The organism is Williamsia sp. z34, assembly GCF_059553395.1.
Map to the genome: position 1 here is coordinate 41,402 of NZ_JCANWW010000011.1, position 19,294 is coordinate 60,695.

The following is a 19,294-nucleotide window of genomic DNA, read 5'->3' on the forward strand; positions in this document are numbered from 1 at the left end:
GAGTCGTTGGTGATGGGTGTTCTCGATGCCCACGAAGAGAGGTGAACCCACATGTCGGTGCCAGGTGTCGGCGGTAAGACGGTCCTGATCACCGGCGCGGCCGGTGGTATCGGAACCGCAACCGCCCGAGCGTTTGCCGAGGCCGGAGCCGATGTGGTTCTCACGGATATCGGTCCGGCACCGATCGAACCGCCGTGGGATGCGGCAATGCACTACGTCCAGGCCGATGTCACGGACCCGGATGCCGTTGCGGGCGTCTTCGACCATGCCCAGCGGCTTCATGGTCAGGTCGATGCGGTGGTCCACGCGGCCGGCGTGCTCACCACCGGTCCGGTGTCGGAATTGACTGATTCCGAATGGGATCGGGTCTTGACCGTCAACGCGACCGGCACGATGGTCGTGACCCGGGCCGCGTCCCGCGTTCTACGTGGCCCGGCCTCGATCACGGTGGTCTCCTCCAACGCCGGGGCAACGCCCCGTGCAGGTATGGCGGCCTACGCGGCTTCCAAGGCTGCGGCGACCGCATTCGTCCGGTCCCTCGGGCTGGAGTTGGCGCCGCTGGGCATTCGCTGCAACGTCATCTCGCCGGGCTCGACCGACACCGCGATGCTCCGGGGGATGTGGGATGCACCCGATGGCTCGGCGGCAACCATCGCAGGCTCGCCGGAGAGTTTCCGGTTGGGTATCCCGCTCGGCCGTCTTGCGGATCCGGTCGAGATCGCCGGGTGCGCAGTATTTCTCGCCTCCGACGCGGCCCGGCACATCACCCTGCACGACCTGCGGGTCGACGGTGGGGCCACCCTCGACCAGTGAGCTGCAGGGTGCGGGCTGGTGCATTCAAGTTAAGTGTGCCTACACTAAGTTATGGCCAGTGTTTCGTGACCACGTGTGGAAAGGTGGAGGACCGTCTGTGGCAATTCCGGCGATTGATCCGTATGAACTGCCGAGTGCATCGGTGATTCCGGAGAACAAGGCGCCCTGGGTGCTGGCGCCGGAGCGCGCGGCTCTCCTCATTCACGATATGCAGAACTACTTCATCGACGCCTTTGACGTCGATGCCGAACCGATGGCCACAGTCATGCCCAACATCGCGGCGATCAGGCAATGGTGTGCGCGGCTGCAGATCCCGGTGATCTTCACCATGCAACCGGGTGACCAGCACCCGTCCCGCCGGGGCCTGTTGGCCGATCTGTGGGGACCGGGGCTGACCGTCGGCCGCGACACCGAGGTGGTGTCCGAGCTGGCACCGCTGAGCAGCGACATCCAGGTGACGAAGTGGCGCTACTCCGCGTTTCAGCGCACGGACCTGCGTGAGCTGCTCTCGCATCACGGTCGAGACCAGTTGTTGGTCACCGGCGTCTACGCGCACATGGGGTGCATGCTGTCCGCCGCCGAGGCCTTCATGACCGACATCCAGCCGTTTTTCATCGCCGACGCCACCGCCGACTTCAGCCGGGATGAACACGAGATGGCGTTGTCCTATGCAGCAAAGCGCTGCGCCGTGGTCACCACCACCGACGATGTGATCGGCGTCCTGCGCCATGCCGCCGCAGCCTGAGTCCGGCGAGAGGGTCTCGGAGCCACTGGAGTTGGACGGAGTCGTCCCGTATCCGCCGCAGGTGGCACAGGACTACCGTGACCGCGGGTTCTGGACGGGCGAAACCCACTGGGACATGCTGGAATCCACGGTTGCTCGCAGTGCAGGCGTCGTTGCCGTGCGCGACGAACGCAGAGCCGTGACGTACGGCGAGTTGCGGGACAACGCACTCTCGCACGCCGACACCCTGTCTGCGATGGGGATCGGGCGCGGGGACCGGGTGGTTGTCCATTTCCCCAACGTCGTCGAGTTCGTCGAGATCACCTTTGCATTGTTTGCACTCGGCGCCGTGCCGATCTTTGCGCTTCCCGCACACCGCGGCAGCGAGATCCGGTACTTCATCGAATTCGCCGAGGCCGCAGCGTACGTGACGGTCGACAAGGCGGCCGGATTCGATTACGGACGCCTTGCCGGTGACTTGAAGAGCGAGTTCGGCGACCTGCAGACGGTGGTGCTGCCACTCGGTGCGAAGAATCCGGCAGTCGGTGACCGCGGTCCACACCGGTGCGCTGCGTTGCCCTCGGATCTGGCTTTTCTTCAATTGTCCGGCGGGACCACCGGGCGTCCGAAGCTGATCCCACGCACACACGACGATTACCTCTATTCGGTGCGCGAGAGCAACCGTATCTGTGGCGTCACCTCGGACACGGTGCTGCTGGTGGTGCTGCCGGTGTCGCACAACTTCACGATGAGTTCGCCGGGCATACTCGGTGCGTTCCATGCCGGGGCCACGGTGATCCTGGCCCCGAACCCCAGCCCGGACACCGCATTCGAGCTGATCGAGCGGCACCGGGTCACCATGGTCTCCCTGGTTCCGCCGGTGGCACTGGCCTGGATGAACTCGTCGCTGCGGGAAACCCGTGACCTGTCGAGTCTGCAGACGATCCAGGTCGGTGGGGCCAAGTTCAGCCAAAGCGCGGCCGAGCGAATCGAGACCGACCTCGGCGCCCGCCTGCAACAGGTGTTCGGAATGGCCGAGGGATTGGTCAACTACACGCGCCTCGATGACGACATCACCACCGTGACCACCACCCAGGGCCGTCCGATCTCGGAGGCCGACGAGGTCCGGGTTGTCGACGACAATGACCTCGACCTGCCGCGAGGGCAGGCCGGGCACCTGCTGACCCGGGGGCCATACACGATCCGCGGCTATTTCCGGGCAGCCGAACACAACGCAAGATCTTTTACCGCCGACGGCTTCTACCGCACCGGAGACATCGTCACCCAAGATGAGCGCGGCTATCTCACGGTCGTGGGCCGGGCGAAGGATCAGATCAATCGCGGGGGCGAGAAGATCGCACCCGAAGAGGTCGAGAACCATCTCCTGGCACACGAGTGGGTCCACGACGTCTCGGTTGTCGGCATCCCCGACGACCATCTCGGCGAGCGCAGCAAAGCGTACGTGGTGCTGCGTGCCGAATATGCCTCCACGCCACCGACTTCGCTCGCGTTCAGGAAGTTTCTGCGAGAGCGTGACCTGGCGGCCTACAAGATCCCCGACGTTGTCGAGTTCGTGACCGAGTTCCCGCGCACCTCGGTGGGCAAGATCTCGAAGAACGATCAACGGACACCGCGTCCGGAGTCGGTGCATTGAAACGCCGGGCACCGAGAAGTGCACTGACAGACATGGACAGGGGAGAGTGAAGTGAGCGGTTCCACCGTGCTGTCGAGGCAGCGCATCGTCTCGGATATCGCCGAACTGCTCGATGTGGCACCGGAAGAGCTGACCGAAGACACGAATCTGCTTGATGCCGGACTGGATTCGATCCGGTTGATGTCGCTGGTCGAGAAGTGGCGCACAGCAGGCTCTCCCGGTGCCGATTTCGTGAACCTGGCCTCCGACCCGGTGGTCGGTGTGTGGCTCGACGCCGTGTCCGTCGACGATGAACACGGGTCGGCCCCGAGCTGATGAGCTCGATCAATCAAAAGCAATGCGGTTGGGCGGGTGTGGTTGCAGATCAGCCGACCACGGGCCTGACCGCCGAGGAAGGAATGACAATGGCCATCGGCGATGGTTCTCCCGCGGACGTGGTGGGTGTGGGCTTCGGTCCGTCGAACCTCGCGTTGGCGATCGCGATCGAGGAGCACAACCGATCGGTTGACCCGGATCGCCGGATCGTGGCGCGGTTTGTGGAGAAGCAATCACGCTTCGGCTGGCACCGGGGAATGTTGTTGCCCGGCACGACGATGCAGATCTCATTCCTCAAAGACCTGGTCACGCAGCGTGATCCCTGCAGTGAGTACTCGTTTCTCAACTACCTGACGCAGCAGGGCCGGTTGTCGCACTTCATCAATCATCAGAGCTTCTTCCCGACCCGGGTCGAGTTCAGCGACTATCTGACCTGGGCGGCCGACAAGGTCGACGCCGATGTGGCCTACGGTGCGCAGGTCAGTGGTGTGGATTGGGACGGCGAGTTCTTCGAGGTCAAGGTCGCCGGTCGGCCTTCGGTCCGGGGCCGCAATCTTGTTGTCGCAGCGGGTCTGACGGCGAGCCTGCCCGCCGGCATCCAGCCGAGCCCGCGGGTTTTCCACAATCATCGGCTCCTCGATCATCTGGCGGTGTTGCCCGAACAGCAACACCACCGGTTTGTCGTGGTCGGAGCCGGGCAGAGTGCAGCGGAGGTCACCGCGTACCTCCACGACACATATCCGGGGTCCGAGGTTCACGCGGTCTTCGGGAAGTACGGGTACACCCCGGCCGACGACAGCCCATACGCCAACCGGATCTTCGATCCCGAAGCGGTGGTGGACTTCCATCAGGCCTCGCCCGACCTACGTCAGCAGTTGCTCGACTACCACCGCGGCACCAACTATTCGGCGGTCGATCTGCCGTTGATCGAGGAACTGTACCGGCGCGAATACCAGGAGCGGGTCAGCGGCAATCGTCGTCTATTCGTCCGGGGTGCCTCCGAGATCAGCAAGGTCCTCGACTCCGGCTCCGGGGTGGCGGTGCGGATCTGTCATCGGCCGAGTCAGGCGATCGAGGAGATCGATTGCGACGCAATCATCTTCTCGACCGGCTTCCGTCCGACGGGACTTGTCGAGTTGCTGGGCCCGCTGGGCGAGGAATGCGAGTCCGACGACCTTGGCCGGCCGGTGGTGGCCCGGGACTACCGGGTGGTGACCAGCGATCGGGTCGGCGGTGCGATCTATCTGCAGGGCAATACCGAGCACACGCATGGACTGACGTCGTCGTTGTTGTCGAACCTCGCGGTGCGGTCCGGTGAACTCGTCACGTCGCTGGCCGGGGCCGGGGTCCCGAGCCTGATCTAGTTCCCGAGCCGCCGGGTCCGCTCGGACCGGCCGAGGAATGCGCATGGAACAGTCATGACTAAGGTGAGCGTAACCAATTGTGACGTAGGTAATCCATGTGCGGAGAGGGTCGTGAGGGCGGCGGCGAAATGAAGGCAGAACACAACATCGGCCGGTTACCCCGGTGAATCCCCGTTCGGGTGCAATGTCGCGGTCTGACCTACCCAAAAGCAGCGAAGCCGCCGGCGGGTCGGGTGTGGAGAAGAAGCGGCCAGACGGACTGGCCGCGACCAACACGCGTCGGATGCTTGGCTGGTTTGCCGCCGTCACCGTGCTGGCCCTGGTGTGTCTGCTCAGCATCGCGATCGGTTCCCGGGACATCCCCCTGGGAACCGTTTGGCAAGCGCTGTTCTCGCCGGAGAACTCCAACGAGCACATCGTGATCCGTGAACTGCGCATCCCGCGAACGATCCTCGGACTGGTCGTCGGGATGGCGCTCGGGGTCTCGGGTGCACTCATCCAGGCGACCACCCGGAACCCGCTGGCCGACACCGGCATCCTCGGTATCAACGCAGGTGCCGCGTTTTCGGTGGCACTGGCGGTCAGCGTTTTCGGTCTGAGCAGCCTCATGTCGAACGTGTGGTTCGCCTTCATCGGCGTGATCGTCGTGATGGTGGTCGTCTACGTCGTGGGATCTTCCGGGCGCGGGGGTGCCACACCGATTCGGCTGACGCTGGCCGGCGTCGCGGTCGGAGCTGTGTTCCAGGGCATCACCACCGGGATGATCCTGCTCGATCCCGCTGCCTTCGACCAGATGCGCAACTGGATCGCCGGATCCATCTCCGGGCGCGGCCTCGATGTCACCTATTCGATTCTCCCGTTTGTCGCGATCGGGCTGATCATGTCCATGAGCGTGGCCCGATCGCTGAACGCGGTGGCACTCGGCGACGATCTCGCCCGGTCCCTGGGCGCCAACATCGTGCGGACGCGGGTCATCGGTTTCGCTGCGGTGACCCTGCTGTGTGGTGCTGCGACCGCGGCGGCCGGACCGATCGGATTCGTCGGGCTGATGGTGCCTCACGTGGCACGCTGGATCGTCGGACCCGATCAACGCTGGATACTTGCGTACACCCTGGTCGGCGGCCCGATTTTGATCCTGCTGTCCGACGTCATCGGACGTCTGGTGATCCGGCCGGGGGAGATGCCGGTCGGTATCGTCACCGCATTCGTCGGCGCTCCGGTGCTGATCTTCCTGGTGCGACGCACGAAGGTGAGCGGGCTGTGAGCATCGATGTCCGCAAAACACCGACCGCGAGGGTGAGCACCTCGAAGATCGACTTCGGCCGGCGCCTCGTGATTCTGCGGGTCCCCGGCACCGGTCTGTCCGGGAGGGTCGACATACGTGCCGTCGCGGTGGTTGCGGTCCTGACCGCTCTGGCACTGGTGGCGGCCGTGATCGCGCTCGGTACCGGCGACTATCCGGTCGCGCCGGGCCGTGTTCTCAACGCCATCTTCTCGGACGGCACCAGGCTCGAAGAGTTGGTGGTGATGAAGTGGCGGATGCCCCGGGTCCTGCTGGCCCTGGTTCTCGGTGCGGCGCTGGGCATCAGCGGCGCGATCTTCCAATCGATCACCCACAACCCGCTCGGCAGCCCAGACATCATCGGATTCAACACCGGCGCCTACAGCGGCGCCCTGGTGGTCCTGCTCCTGGTCGGTGGCATGGGCTACTACGGCACCGCGGCCGGCGCCCTCGTGGGCGGTGTGGTCACCGCGCTGCTCGTGTATGTCCTTGCCTTCAAACGCGGGGTCCAGGGGTTCCGGCTGATCATCGTCGGAATCGCGATCAGCGCGATCCTGCAATCGGTGAACACCTGGCTGATCCTCAAGGCGGATCTGGAGGAAGCGATGTCGGCCGCGACGTGGGGTGCCGGGTCGCTCAACGGGCTCGGCTGGAATCAGGCCGCACCGGTGTTCGTCATCCTCGGGGTTCTGATCCTGCCGACCGTCTGGGCGGCGTATCGGATGCCGGTCCTGGGCATGGGCGACGATGCCGCCAAGGCCTTGGGGATCCGGACCGAACGGACGAGACTGGGCCTGATCGTGCTGGGGGTTTCGCTGACCGCGGTGGCGACCGCCGCCGCGGGTCCGATCGCCTTTGTCTCCCTGGCGGCGCCGCAACTGGCCCGTCGCCTCACCCGTACCGCCGGAGTGGCGCTGGTGCCGGCGGCCGCGATGGGCGCGCTGCTGCTGATCGTCAGCGACCTGATCGCGCAGCGGGCCTTCGCGCCGAACCAACTTCCGGTGGGAGTTGTCACCGTGTCGGTGGGCGGGCTCTATCTGGTGTGGTTGCTCGCCAGGGAAGCCCGACGACAATGACCCCCTCGATGAGGAGTGAGATGGACAAGGTTGACATGGTGCAGGCCGATGGCGAGGCGGCGGTGGCGACATCCAACCGGCTACAGGCCCGCGACATCACCATCGGCTACGACAAGCGGGTCATCAGTGAATCGCTGAGCGTCCAGATCCCGGACGGCGCGTTCACCGTGATCGTCGGGCCGAATGCCTGTGGCAAATCGACGTTGCTGCGGGCCCTGTCCCGCCTGCTGACGCCGACCAGCGGGTCGGTGTTGTTGGACGGCAAGGCGATCAACTCGTATCCGGCCAAAGAAGTGGCCCGCAAGCTCGGACTACTGCCGCAGGCGTCCATCGCCCCCGATGGCATCCGGGTCGCCGACCTGGTGGCCCGTGGCCGGTATCCGCACCAGAAGCTGATCCGGCAGTGGTCGAACGACGACGAAACCGCCGTTGTCGATGCGATGGAGGCCACCGGCGTCACCGACCTGTCCGGACGCCTGGTCGACGAACTCTCCGGCGGGCAGCGACAGCGGGTCTGGGTCGCGATGGTGCTCGCCCAGCAAACACCGCTGATGCTGCTCGATGAACCGACGACGTTCCTCGACATCGCCTATCAGATCGACCTTCTCGAACTGTGCAGCGACCTCAACCGCAATCAGGGACACACCCTCGTCGCGGTCTTGCACGACCTGAACCATGCCTGCCGGTACGCCGATCACATCATCGTGATGAAGGACGGCCGGATCGTCGCCGAAGGGCGGCCAACCGAGATCGTCACCGCGGAACTCGTCCATGACGTGTTCGGGCTGCCCTGCCGGATCATCGATGACCCCGAGTCACATACGCCGCTGATCATTCCGCTGGTCAGGCGCTGACTGCCGCTGTATCCCGATCCGGCCACGATCTCGAAGGCGGTGTTCGGATGAACACGGTGTTCCCCGCACCCACCGTCGGCGGAGGCTACGGGGAGGTGGGGGTGATGTCGGCGGTGAGTGAGATCTCGACCGGCGCCCCGCCGGGCAGGGCGTAGACGCCGACGGCACTGCGGGCGGGTAATCCGCTCGGACCAAACCGCTCGACCAAGACCTCGGTGGCGCCGTCGGCGACCCGGGACAGGTCGGTGAAATCAGGTGCGCAAGCGATGTAGACGACCATTTCCACGCACCGGAAGTCAGCGGTGTCTCCGATCTCGGAGGACACTGCAGCCAGCGCATTGTCGACCGCGATCGCGGCGGCCTCGCGGGCGGCGGTCAATCCGACGTCCGCGCCCACCCGGCCGGTGACCACCAGGATGCCGTCTCGACGCGGCGTCATGCCTGCGGTCCGGATCGTGTTGCCGGAGCGGGTCGCCGCCACGTACAGCCCCTGGGGGCGGGGAGCGTCAGCCGACACCGAGCGCCACCCCCTCTTGCCGCGGATCGCTACCGCCGCTGAGGATCCCACGCGGATCGAGTGAGATGATCTGGGCACTTCCGTCGGCTCCCATCGGCGGCAGCACCGTCACCCGATGCCCGGCTCGGGAGAGTTGTTCCCGGACACCGGCCTCGATGGACCCCTCGACCCGAAGTTCCGGCGGCGCGCCGATGACGTCGGCGTCGGAACCCGGATAGACGGTGAACCGCGGGGCCTCGACGGATTCCTGCGGATCGAGTCCGTGGTCGAGCAGGTGGGACAGCAACTGCATGTTCCACTGCACCTGTCCGTCGCCGCCGGGGGTGTTGCCGACATGCAGGAGTTCACCGGATGCGCCGGTGACCACCCAGGCGTTGAGGGTGTGCAGTGGTTTGCGCCGGGGCGCCACCTCGTTCGGGTGCCCGTCGATCAGGTAGGCGCCGCGGCCGAGCCGATTGTTGAGCACGATGCCGGTGCCGGGCACGGTCATCTTCGCGCCGAAGGTGAAGGCGAGCGAGTGGATGAAGCTCACCGCCCGGCCGTCGGAGTCGACCGTCACGAAGGACGTGGTGTCACCGTCGCCGACGGCGAACTGCTGCGCGGGCGCCGCCATCCGAGACCGTCCGGCAGAGATATTGTCCGGGTGCAGGATTCGCGTCACCGCGTCGTTGTCCGATGCGCTCCAACGGAACCGGTCCTCGAACGCGATCCGCGCCGCGTTCGCGAACTGATCGATTGCGGCCGCGCTGAGCAGCGGCGAGGAACCGATGTCGCAGCACAATGCTGCCTGCTGCAGGACCATCCACCCGGGTGTGGGAAGTGGCGTCTGGTGGATCGTCGCCCCGGAGTATTCGCCGGAGATGGCCGCTTCCGGATGTACGTCCCAACCCTGCGCCCACTCGTCGCCGGAAAACGGCGCGCCACTTCGCTGCAGAGCACTGACACACCGCTGAGCCAGGTTGCCCCGATAAAACGCTTCCGGGTCGGCGGCAAGCTCCCGGATGGTCTGGGCGAGATCGGGCTGAGGTAGTCGTGTACCCACCAGTGGTACCTGCCCGGCGTCGAGGAACCGGCTGCCCAGGTCCCGGTCGCGCCCGATTGCGCCCAGTGCGGTGTGGACGTCGTTGCGGGTCTTGGCCGAACAGGGGAGTCCGCCGGCGGCCAGGACTGCCGCGGGTTCCCACAGTTCGGCGAGACTGCGGGTGGCGCCGTGTCGGTGCAGGGCGGTCAGCGCCGCGGGTGCGCCCGGCACGGAGACGGCGAGGGCTCCGTCGAGGGGGATGGCGCTCAGACCCCGTTCGCGATAGAACTCCGGGGTACCCCCGTCCGGACCGAAACCGCTTCCACCGATCGTCCACACCCGGCCGTCGGGTTCTCGGACGACGGCGAATGCATCACCGCCGATGCCACATTGGCCGGGGAGCGTCAACCAGGTGACCGCGGCCATCGCGAGCGCGGCATCGATCGCATTGCCACCGTCGGCGAGGACTGCGGCGCCGGCCTGGCTGGCCAGGGGATGACTCGACGAGACCATGGCGCCGGTCGCGAGGGTGGGAGGCCGGAGCGACCTGGTGGTCATGACTTGCGGAGCTTGCGCCGGCGGGGCCCCTCCGGGGGCTCGGTCGGATCGATACCGACGAAGATCTCCCCGTCACGTTCCTCGACGGGATAGGTCTTGATCGGCTCGGTCGCCGGTGGGCAGAGGGGTTCACCGGTCTCGAGGTCGAATGCGCTTCCGTGGCAGGAGCAACCGATGCCGTCCTGGACGAGCTTTCCCGACGACAGCAGGCAGTCGAGGTGTGAACAGTAATTGGATGTGGCGTAGGCCTTGCCGTCCAGTCGCGACACGGCCACCTCGTACTCGTCGGCGTAGAACCGGCGCACGATGCCCTCGGGCACCTGCCCCGAGCGGGCGACTCTCTTGAACTCCAAGGTTTCCTCCAGTAGGTGAGACCGCGAGGGGTCAGGGGGTGGGGTTGAGATAAACGGTCTTTTCCGACTGGTAGAACTGCATGAGCGTGGGCCCGGCCTGTTCCTTGAACGTCTGGGTGCTCGAGTTCTTGTACCCACCGAAGGGTGCGTTCATCGCCATGCCGGTTGTCGGCTGGTTGATCTTGACCAGACCGGTGCGTGAGCGGTTGGCGAAACTGTTGGCGTGGGCCAGGTTCTGCGTGACGATCGATGCGCTCAGACCGAAGTCCGTGTTGTTGGCCAGCGTGATGGCCTCCTCGAACGAGCTCACCCGGTGGAAGGCCAGCAGCGGACCGAAGACTTCCTCGGACGCGATGCGCATGTCCGGGGTGGCTGTGAAAACAGCTGGGCGGACGAAGAATCCGCGGCGCAGATGGTCGTCGGTACAGCGGGTGCCACCGGATACGAGCCGGGCACCCTCGTCCGTGCCGATTTGGACGTAGTGCAGGAACTTGGTCAGCTGTGCCTCGCTGGCGAGAGGTCCCATGGCGACACCGGGTGCGGTGCCGGCACCGACGACGAGGTTCTCGGTCAATCCGACGACCCGCTCCAGGAGAGCGTCGTGGATGGTGGTGTCGGCGATCACCCGACTGGTGCCGGTGCAGGCCTGGCCCGACAGGCCGAAAGCGCCTTTGACGATGAGGGCCGCGGCCTTGTCCAGGTCCGCATCGGCCAGCACCACCACCGGGTTCTTGCCGCCCATCTCGAGTTGCACCCGCCGGGCGGGCCCGACCTCACGGTGGATCGCCCGGCCCACGTCGGTGGACCCGGTGAAGGTCACCGCATCTACCCGTTCGTCGGCAACGACTGCGGCGCCTGCCTTTCCGTCACCCTGGATGAGGGCGATCGCCTGCGGCGGCAGGCCCGCGTCGAGCAGGGCCTCGACCAGGCGCTGTCCCATCAGCGGAGTCAGTTCAGAGGGCTTGAACAAGACCGCGTTTCCTGCGGCCAGGGCGGGCCCGATCTTGCGGGAGGGGATGTTGAGCGGAAAGTTCCAGGGTGTGATGGCGCCGATGACCCCGAACGGTTCCCGGACCGTGTAGACCAGACCATCACCCGGGGACGGGTAGGTGGTGCCGGTCGCACGTGTCGCCTCACCGGCGTAGAAACGGAAGTTCATCGGTGTGCGGCTCACCTCCATCCGGGCTTCCGCGGCGGTCTTGCCCTCCTCCCGGATCAATTCGGCGACCAGTGAGTCGGCGCGCTGCTCCAACAGCACCGCGGCGGCCTCCAGGATCGCCGCCCGGCGTTCAGGAGGGCTCTGCGACCACTCGGCGAAACCGGCGACCAGGCCGTCGACGGCGCCGGCCACATCATCGGCGTCGGAATAGGGGAACGATCCGATCACATCGTCCGGATCCGCCGGATTGTGGCGTTCGAATCGGGTTCCGGATGCTGACGGAATCCATTGCCCCGCCACGAAATTCATACCCTCGATACTCATGCTCAACTGACCACCTGTTCGCCGATTTCCCAAAGGTCCGCGTCCTCGTCGGCAAGGACCCGACGATCGACGCGCTGTCCGATCAATTCCCGTGCGGCCATGATGTCCTCGCCACGATCGATCGCGAAAGCCGCCCGCAGGATGCCCTCCTGAAGATAGAAGGCTGCGAACTCTCCGCCGTCACGATCCCCGCGGAAGACGAGATCGGTGGCGCCGCGGGTGTTTCCGGCCAACTGGATGTTCATCCCGTACTGATCGGACCAGAACCAGTGCGGATCGTCGGCTGCCGTATCCCGGCCCACGATCGCGTTGGCCACGACGCCGGCCTGCCGGTTCGCGTTGTCGAAATGCTCGACGCGGACCGGGCCCGTCTCGGACATGCGGCAGGCGACGTCGCCGGCGGCGTAGATGTTGGGGATACCGGTCCGACCGGATTCGTCCACGACGATGCCGCCGGTCGTGAGCAGTCCGCTCGCGGCCGCGGCCTCGACGTTCGGTTCGATTCCGATCCCGACCACGACGGCGTCCGCTTCGACGATACGACCATCGGACAGGATGATCCGGACGCCGGCATCGGAGGTCGTCACCTCGCGTACCAGCGCCGCGGTGTGGATCTCGACGCCGCGTTCGCGGTGCAGGCCGGTGCAGTATTCGGCGATCTCCGAGCCCAGGGCGCCGGCCAGGGGTGTGGTTCCACGTTCGAGCACCGTGACCGAGACGCCGAGACCGATTGCGGTCGAGGCGATCTCGAGGCCGATGAAACCGCCGCCGATGATGGCGAGGCGGCTGCCCGGAGTCAATCGCTGCGCCAACGCCATCGAATCATCGAGCGTCCGGAGGTGGTGGACGAGGTCGGGTCGGGTGCCGGTGGTCTCGAGGGTGCGGGGACGTCCACCGGTCGCGAACACCACGGCATCGACGTCCAGGAGTTCTCCGGTATCGAGTTCGATGCTGCGATCGGAAGGATTCACCCGCCGTACTGTTGTCCCGGTCCTCAGTTCGATCATGTTCTCCGAGAGCCACTTCGGGGTCAGCAGCGCAAGTGAATCGGCTGACTCACGGCCCGAGAGGAATTCCTTGGACAGTGGCGGGCGTTGGTAGGGCGCATGCTGTTCGGCGCCGAGCAGGACGATGCGTCCGTCGAATCCGCGCCGGCGCAACGTCCGGGCGACGACGGCGGCGACTTGACCTGCGCCCACGGTCGCAACGGTGGTCGTCATGATGGCTCATCCTCACGGGAGTCGTTGTGGCCGCGTCGGATGCGCGGCATCGGATCGAGATAGACGGTGTCGTTGTGGACCGCGACACCGTAGGTGGGCTGGCAGAGGTCCTGGTCTTCCTCATAGCCGGATTCCAGGTCGAAACGCCATTGATGTCCGGGACAGATCACTCTCCCGTGGAGCAGCGTGCCCTTGATCAGCGAGCGGTCCTGGTGGACGCAGAGGTCGGCAAAGGCGTAGATCTTCTCGCCCGTACTGAAGAGGGCGATGCCGACACCGTCGACCTCGACGAGCAGTTTTCGGCGTCGTGTGACTTCCTTCGTGGTCGCCACCGCCACCCAGTGCTGGGGCGGCGCAGTGGACGGGGATGCGTCGTCGAGCATGGGGGGTCTTCCGTTCTCCCGAAGAGGGTCGAGTCCGTGGTGGTGATCCGGCCCGCGGATCGTCACGCGGGCCGGTCCACAGTTCAGGCGGCAGATCAGGCCGAGGTGAGCTCCAGGTCCGGCGCGACATAGGTGTCGTACAGGCCCTTGGTGTAGGAGAAGCGCATCTCCGCGCCCCACCGCACCAGCTGCAGGCAGCGCTGCTGCAACTGCGGGGTGTCCGCGCAGTCGAGGACGATCTGGTAACCGCGTTCGCCGTGCACCACGTCCGAGGTGATGTGGAGGTCGAAGAACTCGATCTCGTCCTCGGTGAAGCCGTACACCTCACGCAGCGGGATGATCTGCTTCTTGTAGATGCTGGGCACCTGCGACTCCAGTCCGACCACCAGTGCGGCCGTCGCGACGACGAAGTTCTCGCGGGAGGACACCGCGTAGCACCACGACTGCAGGCCACGGGTGATGGCACTCATGTTGCTGGGATCCTCGATGCGTTCTTTGGTGGTGCCACAGGCTTCACCGAACTTGATGAGGAGGTCCGTGTGCCGGATGTCGGCCAGTTCTTCCTCGTACATGTTCTGCAGGGTGAAGTCTTTGGCATCGGTGTAGTGATCGGGGGTGTTGGCGTAGATGTTCGCGAGGTAGTCGGAGAAGGGGCCGACGTAGTGGTAGTGGTTCTCGGCCCACCGGGCGAAGTGGTGCTTTTCGAGCTTGCCCTCCGCCCAGGCCTTGCTGAAGGAGGCGTTCTTGGCCTCACGGCCCTTGATCGCACCTTCCAGCGCGGTGCGGAACTCGTCGCGTCCGAGCAATTCGGTCATGGTATTTCCTCTCGAGGATGTTCGATTCGTGTGCGGGCGCAATCGCGGGCAGCTCCATTGCGGCCGTTGATGAAGCGAAAACCGGTGTTTTGCACCTGGATTCGGTGCTGTTGACGCTATCGGCGACGATCGCGCCCGGCCAGGTTCACAGTGGCCGGATCCGGCCGGTGATCACGGTCGATGTGCACAGTCAGTGCGCGGCGACCGAGGTCAGCGACGTGAACTCGGCCAGCATCGCGGCGCCGACGGCCTTGTCCTGTTCACCGTTGCCGCCACTGATCCCGACGGCGCCGACGATCTGACCGTCATAGATCAGGGGAAAGCCGCCGACGAAGATGGCGAACTTCCCGGGCAGCATGTGGCTGATGCCGAAGGCCTCGTTGCCGGGAAGTGCCGGGCCGTTCGGCGGCTCGTTGAACAGATGGGTCGCCCGTTCGTGACCGGCCGCGGTGAATGCCTTGGCGATGGCGATGTCCACGCCGGTCAGTCGGGCACCGGGAAGGCGGTGCAGGGCAATGACATTTGCGCTCTCGTCGCATACACACAGTGTCTGCTTGACGCCGATCTCGTCGGCCTTCGCGCGGCCGGCGATGAGAAGCGGCAGCGCGTCGTCGAGGGTGATCCGGTGTATTTGATGCATGGGGTCGCTCTCTTCGAGGGGTCCACCGAACATGACGGTGGATATCGGGTGCCGGTGTCCGATCGTGGCGGTCGCCAGCGGGACATCTCATTTCTAACAGCGCCCGAGCGTGAACGACGTGGTGAAAGTGGCTTAGGATCAATGCAATATGTGGGCATTGTGCACATCGCTTGAGTGCGAGTGACCCCGATAATGGGTGGATGCAGTGTGTCCGGCAACCGTCGGCATCACATCCCCTGTGGAAGAAGGCAAACCGTCATGGAACCCAGCCCTCGACTCACCGGCCGCGGCCTCCTGGATGAAACGCTCATGGCCGGTGCAACGGTGGTTTCCGGAACAGGTTGCTTGGATCGTCCGCTGACGTGGGCACTGCCGTTCAGCGAGGTCATGGGACGCTACGACAACCTCGACGCGGTTGCGGTGTATGCCCGCCCGGAAGCGATCGCGGGCAATCCACAGGCATTGACCGCGCTGGCCGCGCGCGGTGCTGCGGCCTTGATCATCGACGGCTCGATCCCGGCGGCGGTCGCCGCCATGGACCTGCCGGAGGACATGGCTGTGGTCGAACTGTCGTTCCCGATCGGTTTTGCCGACCTGAATCGTCTTCTGGCAGAACGGTCCCTGAATCAAGAAGTGCACGTCATGCGGTACTCGTCCCACGTGCACAGCACGCTCGCCGGGCTGCTGCACCGAGGTGCCGGGATGGCGATCCTGATCCGAGAGGTCTCGGCGCTCGCCCAGTGTCCGGCGCTCGCGCTCGATGCCCGCGGCACCGTTGTCGCCCAACACGGTATGGCCGGGGAAGAAACCGCCTCAGTGTATGAACGACTGCGAAATAGTTTGGTGGACAGACAGGGTCGTACTTCTGGCCGGTCCGCACACGGCGCCACCACCTGCGTCGTCGAACTCGACGACGAGGAGTCCAGGTATACCTGTACCGCGAGTTCCATCATGCTCGGCAAATGGTTCGAGGGCTGGGTTGTCGTGCTGGCCGGTGGACCGTCGTCCCCTGGCCCGCACGATCTTGCTCAGCATGCGGTGGTCACAGCACAGGCGACCGCGATAGTCGGGTCAGAGATGTTGCGGCAACGCAGCGTCGATGAAGCCGAGGAACGTGCACGTGGCGATTTCGTACAGGCACTTGTACACGGCAGTTTTGCAAGCGAACACGACCTGCAGACACGTGCGGACTACCACGATGTCGACCTCACATCGACGTTCGGTGTCTTCGTGGTGCCGGTGCCCGCGCCGAAGATGAACTCGTCCGATTCCGACCGGAGCGGGAGTCTGGTGAAGATCGCGCGTCACGTCGCGGGAGTGCTCCCGGATCCGGCGGTCCGCTCGTACGTCACGGTGATCGGTGATGTGCTGGTGGTGGTTCGGACATTGAAGTCCCGCGACGACCGGGAGATCGAAGTCGAGATGGCCGACTACGCGGAGGCAATGGCTTTCGATGCTCAACGTCGCGGCGGACGCACCACCCGGGTGGCACACGGCGCGTCGGCCCTGGGTGTCGATCAGATCCGGGAGAGCTATCGGCAGGCACGGGTCGCGCTGGGGATCGGTCAGCGATTGCAGATGACCGGGTCGATCGCGTATCGCGACCTGCGTGGTTTCGGGGTCCTCGAACTGGTCTCCGGCACCGATCGTGGCCGACAACTCGTCCGAGATGTGTTGGGGCCGTTGCGTCCGGGCTCGGACCTCTACGACACTCTCGTCGCTTATCTCCGCGTCGGGGGTAACGTGAACGCTGCCGCGCGGGACCTGAATGTCCACCGGAACACGATGCTGTCCAAGCTGGACCGGATCACCAAGGCCCTGCGAATCGATGTCCGGGTGCCGGAGAACCAGTTCACGGTCTGGTTGGCCATCCGGCTGGAGTTGCTCGAACAAATCCACCACGCGGTGGACGGCGAGATCAATTACCGCTGAACTTCTTGGGCGGTTCGACCCTGACGCCTTCCGGATCGTGTCCGAGGAAGGTGGCACCGAGACCGGTCGCTGCCACGATCGCACACACCCCGAAGAGTGCCGGATACGACCAGCTGTCGATCGCGATGGCGACCCACGCGGCGCCGAGTGCCGAGCCACCGAACCGGATGAGGTTGAACAGGCCCAGTCCGGTGCCCTGCGCGCCGGCGGGGGATCGCGTCGACCCTGCGGCAGCCGGTGTCTGGACCATCGCGATCCCGATACCTGTGGTGACCAGTGCCCCGACCATGGTCCACCGGTTGCCGTCAGATACCGAGACCACCAACACCATCGCGACCTGGGCGAGAATCAGCACACACAAGCCGGCCCTCATCATCCGGCGGGCGCCGAGTGAGTCGGACGTGCGCCCGACCACCGGCCCGAGCAGGGCCATTGCCGTCGGCAGGGCGAACAGGATCAGGCCGGCGGCGGCCGTGGACTCACCGTGGTCGTTGAGATAGAGCGGCACGGCCAGCAGAGCTGAACCCAGACAGAACATTTGGGCGCACGCTGCGACGGCGCTACGGACAAACCGGGATTCGGCGGCCAACCGGACGTCCACGAAGGGTGCCGCGGTCCGGCGCGCGTGCCAGATGAACCAACCCAGCAGGGCGCCGGCCACACCGATCAGTCCGAGTACGACGGCCACGTGTACACGTGGCTGTGGCACCAGGGTCAGACCCAGAACCAAGACTCCGGCCCCCAGCGTCAACGCGACGGCACCGGTCACATCCAGGCGCATGACACGTCCCGGATAGGCGGGAATCCAACGCATCGTGCCTGCAAATCCGATGAGCGCCACCGGGATCAGCGGGACGAAAACCCAACGCCAGCCCCATGTCCCGGCGATCAGGCCGCCCATCGACGGGCCGACAGCCTGTCCGATCCCGTTCACGCTCGCCCAGGCGCCGACTGCCCTGGCCCGCCGCTGCGGGCCGAACAACCAGGCGATCAAGCCCATTACGGCGGGCGCGAACGCGGCGGCTGCGACACCACCGAGTGACCGCCACGCGATCAGCGCGGCCAGGCTCGGCGCGGTGGCAGCACCGGCGGAGCAGACTGCAGTGGCCAGCAGCGCGCCGCAGTACACCCGGCGCCTGCCGAAACGGTCTCCGACGTACCCGGCGAGCGGCATCGTCGCGGCAAAGGTGAGCAAGAAGCCCACGGCGACGAGAACCCCGTCTTCGAGAGGTGCATGGAAGTCGGAAAGTATCTCGGCGAGTGGAACATTGACGATGTTGTTGCTGACCGTACCGACCAGTGTCCCGGCAAGCAGTGCCGAGAGCGCCAACGGGGTACCGGCGTCGTCGGCGTTTCCCGTCTTGGCCGGGTCGGCAGTGGTGGTCATCGGTTCCTCGTCCCCGTTCCCGGGCCGGGATGACCGGCTCCGCCTCCCACCATCTCACCGCGTCCGGCGGTGAGCACCACCGCGAAAGCTCGATTGTGCACAGGGTTTCCGGTGAACCCTATGCATACTGCACCGCTCGACGGTCTTCTCGGACGGCGAGATGACCGATGATCGCGGCGGCGAACATCAGGGCCGCGGCCAGTGCCATCGGGACCGCCACGTGGAGGTGGAGCAGCAGTGCCCCGGCCACGGCACCGAGGAAGATCGTGAGGATGGCGGCGAGCCGCCGGTTCGCGAGACTGTGCTTGCTGCCCGGCATGAACGACTCACCGGCGAGCTGGGTGAGGGTGGAGGTCACGACCACCGTCGTCATGTCGGTCACCGCGAGTTTCCGGGCGACGGCCGCCTGGGTGCCCATCACCGCAGCCGTGGTTGCGGCGACGGCAATCTGGACGGGTTCGGCGTGTGGATCGAGCAGGACCAGAGCCAGCGCGCAACCGGCGAGCGCGCCACCGCCGGCGACCAGCAGGCCGGTGGTGCGACGCAGGTGCCAGGTCTTCTCGTGACCCCGCAGGAGTAGGCCGGCCACATAGGCACCCATCATGAACGCGCACACCGCGAACAACGGTCCCAGGATCGGTAGTCCGTCGGCTCCGGCCAATCCCATACCGAGGATGACGATGTTGCCGGTCATGTTGCCGGTGAACACCCGATCCAGGGCGAGATAGCCGACCGCGTCGACGATGCCGGTGACGAATGTCAGGACGATGACGGGCAGGAAGGCTGGTTCGAGCTGGAAGCGCAGCGGCATGGTGGTGGGCTCCTCGGTGAGCGTGGACGGGGGACGATCGGACCGGGCGACGCCGAATGCCCGCCGCGGATACTCCCCGCGGCGGGGCACTC

The 19,294-nt window shown here is 65.7% G+C and carries 19 protein-coding genes; 9 read left to right on the top strand and 10 right to left on the bottom strand.

Annotation, left to right across the window (positions count from 1 at the left end):
• Nucleotides 1-51 precede the first annotated feature (51 nt).
• The 8 genes from AC51GT_RS22245 to AC51GT_RS22280 all read left to right on the top strand — a co-directional run bounded on the left by AC51GT_RS22245 (nucleotide 52) and on the right by AC51GT_RS22280 (nucleotide 8,082).
• Complete coding sequence (locus tag AC51GT_RS22245; RefSeq protein ID WP_496324678.1) at nucleotides 52-813, top strand: SDR family oxidoreductase; 762 nt, start codon at nucleotides 52-54, stop codon at nucleotides 811-813.
• A gap of 97 nt (nucleotides 814-910) precedes the next feature.
• Nucleotides 911-1,558, top strand: a complete 648-nt coding sequence (locus tag AC51GT_RS22250; protein ID WP_496324677.1) for an isochorismatase family protein — start codon at nucleotides 911-913, stop codon at nucleotides 1,556-1,558.
• The gene (locus tag AC51GT_RS22255) at nucleotides 1,542-3,191 is read left to right on the top strand and encodes a (2,3-dihydroxybenzoyl)adenylate synthase (RefSeq protein ID WP_496330194.1); all 1,650 of its coding nucleotides are present in this window, start codon (nucleotides 1,542-1,544) and stop codon (nucleotides 3,189-3,191) included. The genes AC51GT_RS22250 and AC51GT_RS22255 overlap by 17 nt, the downstream gene beginning before the upstream one ends.
• Nucleotides 3,192-3,242: 51 nt before the next feature.
• The gene (locus AC51GT_RS22260) at nucleotides 3,243-3,506 is read left to right on the top strand and encodes a phosphopantetheine-binding protein (protein ID WP_496324675.1); all 264 of its coding nucleotides are present in this window, start codon (nucleotides 3,243-3,245) and stop codon (nucleotides 3,504-3,506) included.
• An 89-nt stretch (nucleotides 3,507-3,595) separates the two neighbouring features.
• Nucleotides 3,596-4,870, top strand: coding sequence for a lysine N(6)-hydroxylase/L-ornithine N(5)-oxygenase family protein (locus tag AC51GT_RS22265; RefSeq protein WP_496324674.1), 1,275 nt, complete (start codon nucleotides 3,596-3,598; stop codon nucleotides 4,868-4,870).
• Nucleotides 4,871-5,054: 184 nt separating this feature from the next.
• Nucleotides 5,055-6,134, top strand: coding sequence for a FecCD family ABC transporter permease (locus AC51GT_RS22270; protein ID WP_496324673.1), 1,080 nt, complete (start codon nucleotides 5,055-5,057; stop codon nucleotides 6,132-6,134).
• Nucleotides 6,131-7,228 carry a FecCD family ABC transporter permease gene (locus AC51GT_RS22275; RefSeq protein WP_496324672.1) on the top strand — a complete coding sequence of 366 codons (1,098 nt, stop codon included), beginning with the start codon at nucleotides 6,131-6,133 and terminating at the stop codon, nucleotides 7,226-7,228. The genes AC51GT_RS22270 and AC51GT_RS22275 overlap by 4 nt, the downstream gene beginning before the upstream one ends.
• Before the next feature lie 20 nt (nucleotides 7,229-7,248).
• Entirely contained in the window at nucleotides 7,249-8,082 is an 834-nt protein-coding gene (locus AC51GT_RS22280; protein ID WP_496324671.1) for an ABC transporter ATP-binding protein, read from the top strand.
• Nucleotides 8,083-8,167: 85 nt separating this feature from the next.
• Here AC51GT_RS22280 and AC51GT_RS22285 read toward each other — a convergent pair whose 3' ends face one another.
• The 8 genes from AC51GT_RS22285 to AC51GT_RS22320 form a co-directional block, all read right to left on the bottom strand.
• Nucleotides 8,168-8,599 carry a RidA family protein gene (locus AC51GT_RS22285; RefSeq protein ID WP_496324670.1) on the bottom strand — a complete coding sequence of 144 codons (432 nt, stop codon included), beginning with the start codon at nucleotides 8,597-8,599 and terminating at the stop codon, nucleotides 8,168-8,170.
• A complete protein-coding gene (locus AC51GT_RS22290; protein WP_496330195.1) occupies nucleotides 8,589-10,178 on the bottom strand; it encodes a gamma-glutamyltransferase family protein in 1,590 nt (529 codons plus the stop codon). Before AC51GT_RS22290 ends, AC51GT_RS22285 begins: the two co-directional genes overlap by 11 nt.
• Nucleotides 10,175-10,531, bottom strand: coding sequence for a Rieske (2Fe-2S) protein (locus tag AC51GT_RS22295; RefSeq protein ID WP_496324668.1), 357 nt, complete (start codon nucleotides 10,529-10,531; stop codon nucleotides 10,175-10,177). The genes AC51GT_RS22290 and AC51GT_RS22295 overlap by 4 nt, the downstream gene beginning before the upstream one ends.
• 31 nt (nucleotides 10,532-10,562) lie before the next feature.
• Nucleotides 10,563-12,014 (bottom strand): aldehyde dehydrogenase family protein, encoded by a 1,452-nt coding sequence (locus AC51GT_RS22300; protein ID WP_496330196.1) that lies wholly within the window; start codon nucleotides 12,012-12,014, stop codon nucleotides 10,563-10,565.
• 2 nt (nucleotides 12,015-12,016) lie between these two features.
• A complete protein-coding gene (locus AC51GT_RS22305; protein WP_496330270.1) occupies nucleotides 12,017-13,237 on the bottom strand; it encodes an NAD(P)/FAD-dependent oxidoreductase in 1,221 nt (406 codons plus the stop codon).
• The gene (locus AC51GT_RS22310; RefSeq protein WP_496324666.1) at nucleotides 13,231-13,617 is read right to left on the bottom strand and encodes a Rieske (2Fe-2S) protein; all 387 of its coding nucleotides are present in this window, start codon (nucleotides 13,615-13,617) and stop codon (nucleotides 13,231-13,233) included. The genes AC51GT_RS22305 and AC51GT_RS22310 overlap by 7 nt, the downstream gene beginning before the upstream one ends.
• Nucleotides 13,618-13,712: 95 nt before the next feature.
• Nucleotides 13,713-14,432 (bottom strand): iron-containing redox enzyme family protein, encoded by a 720-nt coding sequence (locus AC51GT_RS22315; protein WP_496324665.1) that lies wholly within the window; start codon nucleotides 14,430-14,432, stop codon nucleotides 13,713-13,715.
• A 190-nt stretch (nucleotides 14,433-14,622) separates the two neighbouring features.
• Complete coding sequence (locus AC51GT_RS22320; RefSeq protein ID WP_496330197.1) at nucleotides 14,623-15,072, bottom strand: GlcG/HbpS family heme-binding protein; 450 nt, start codon at nucleotides 15,070-15,072, stop codon at nucleotides 14,623-14,625.
• A gap of 258 nt (nucleotides 15,073-15,330) precedes the next feature.
• Here AC51GT_RS22320 and AC51GT_RS22325 point away from each other — a divergent pair, with 258 nt between their 5' ends.
• Nucleotides 15,331-17,004 carry a PucR family transcriptional regulator gene (locus tag AC51GT_RS22325; protein ID WP_496330198.1) on the top strand — a complete coding sequence of 558 codons (1,674 nt, stop codon included), beginning with the start codon at nucleotides 15,331-15,333 and terminating at the stop codon, nucleotides 17,002-17,004.
• On the opposite strand, the gene AC51GT_RS22330 is transcribed toward AC51GT_RS22325, so the two are convergent.
• Together AC51GT_RS22330 and AC51GT_RS22335 are read right to left on the bottom strand one after the other, a co-directional pair.
• The gene (locus tag AC51GT_RS22330) at nucleotides 16,991-18,391 is read right to left on the bottom strand and encodes an MFS transporter (RefSeq protein WP_496330199.1); all 1,401 of its coding nucleotides are present in this window, start codon (nucleotides 18,389-18,391) and stop codon (nucleotides 16,991-16,993) included. The genes AC51GT_RS22325 and AC51GT_RS22330 overlap by 14 nt on opposite strands.
• Nucleotides 18,392-18,509: 118 nt before the next feature.
• Nucleotides 18,510-19,292 carry a YoaK family protein gene (locus tag AC51GT_RS22335; protein WP_496330200.1) on the bottom strand — a complete coding sequence of 261 codons (783 nt, stop codon included), beginning with the start codon at nucleotides 19,290-19,292 and terminating at the stop codon, nucleotides 18,510-18,512.
• Nucleotides 19,293-19,294: the final 2 nt, after the last annotated feature.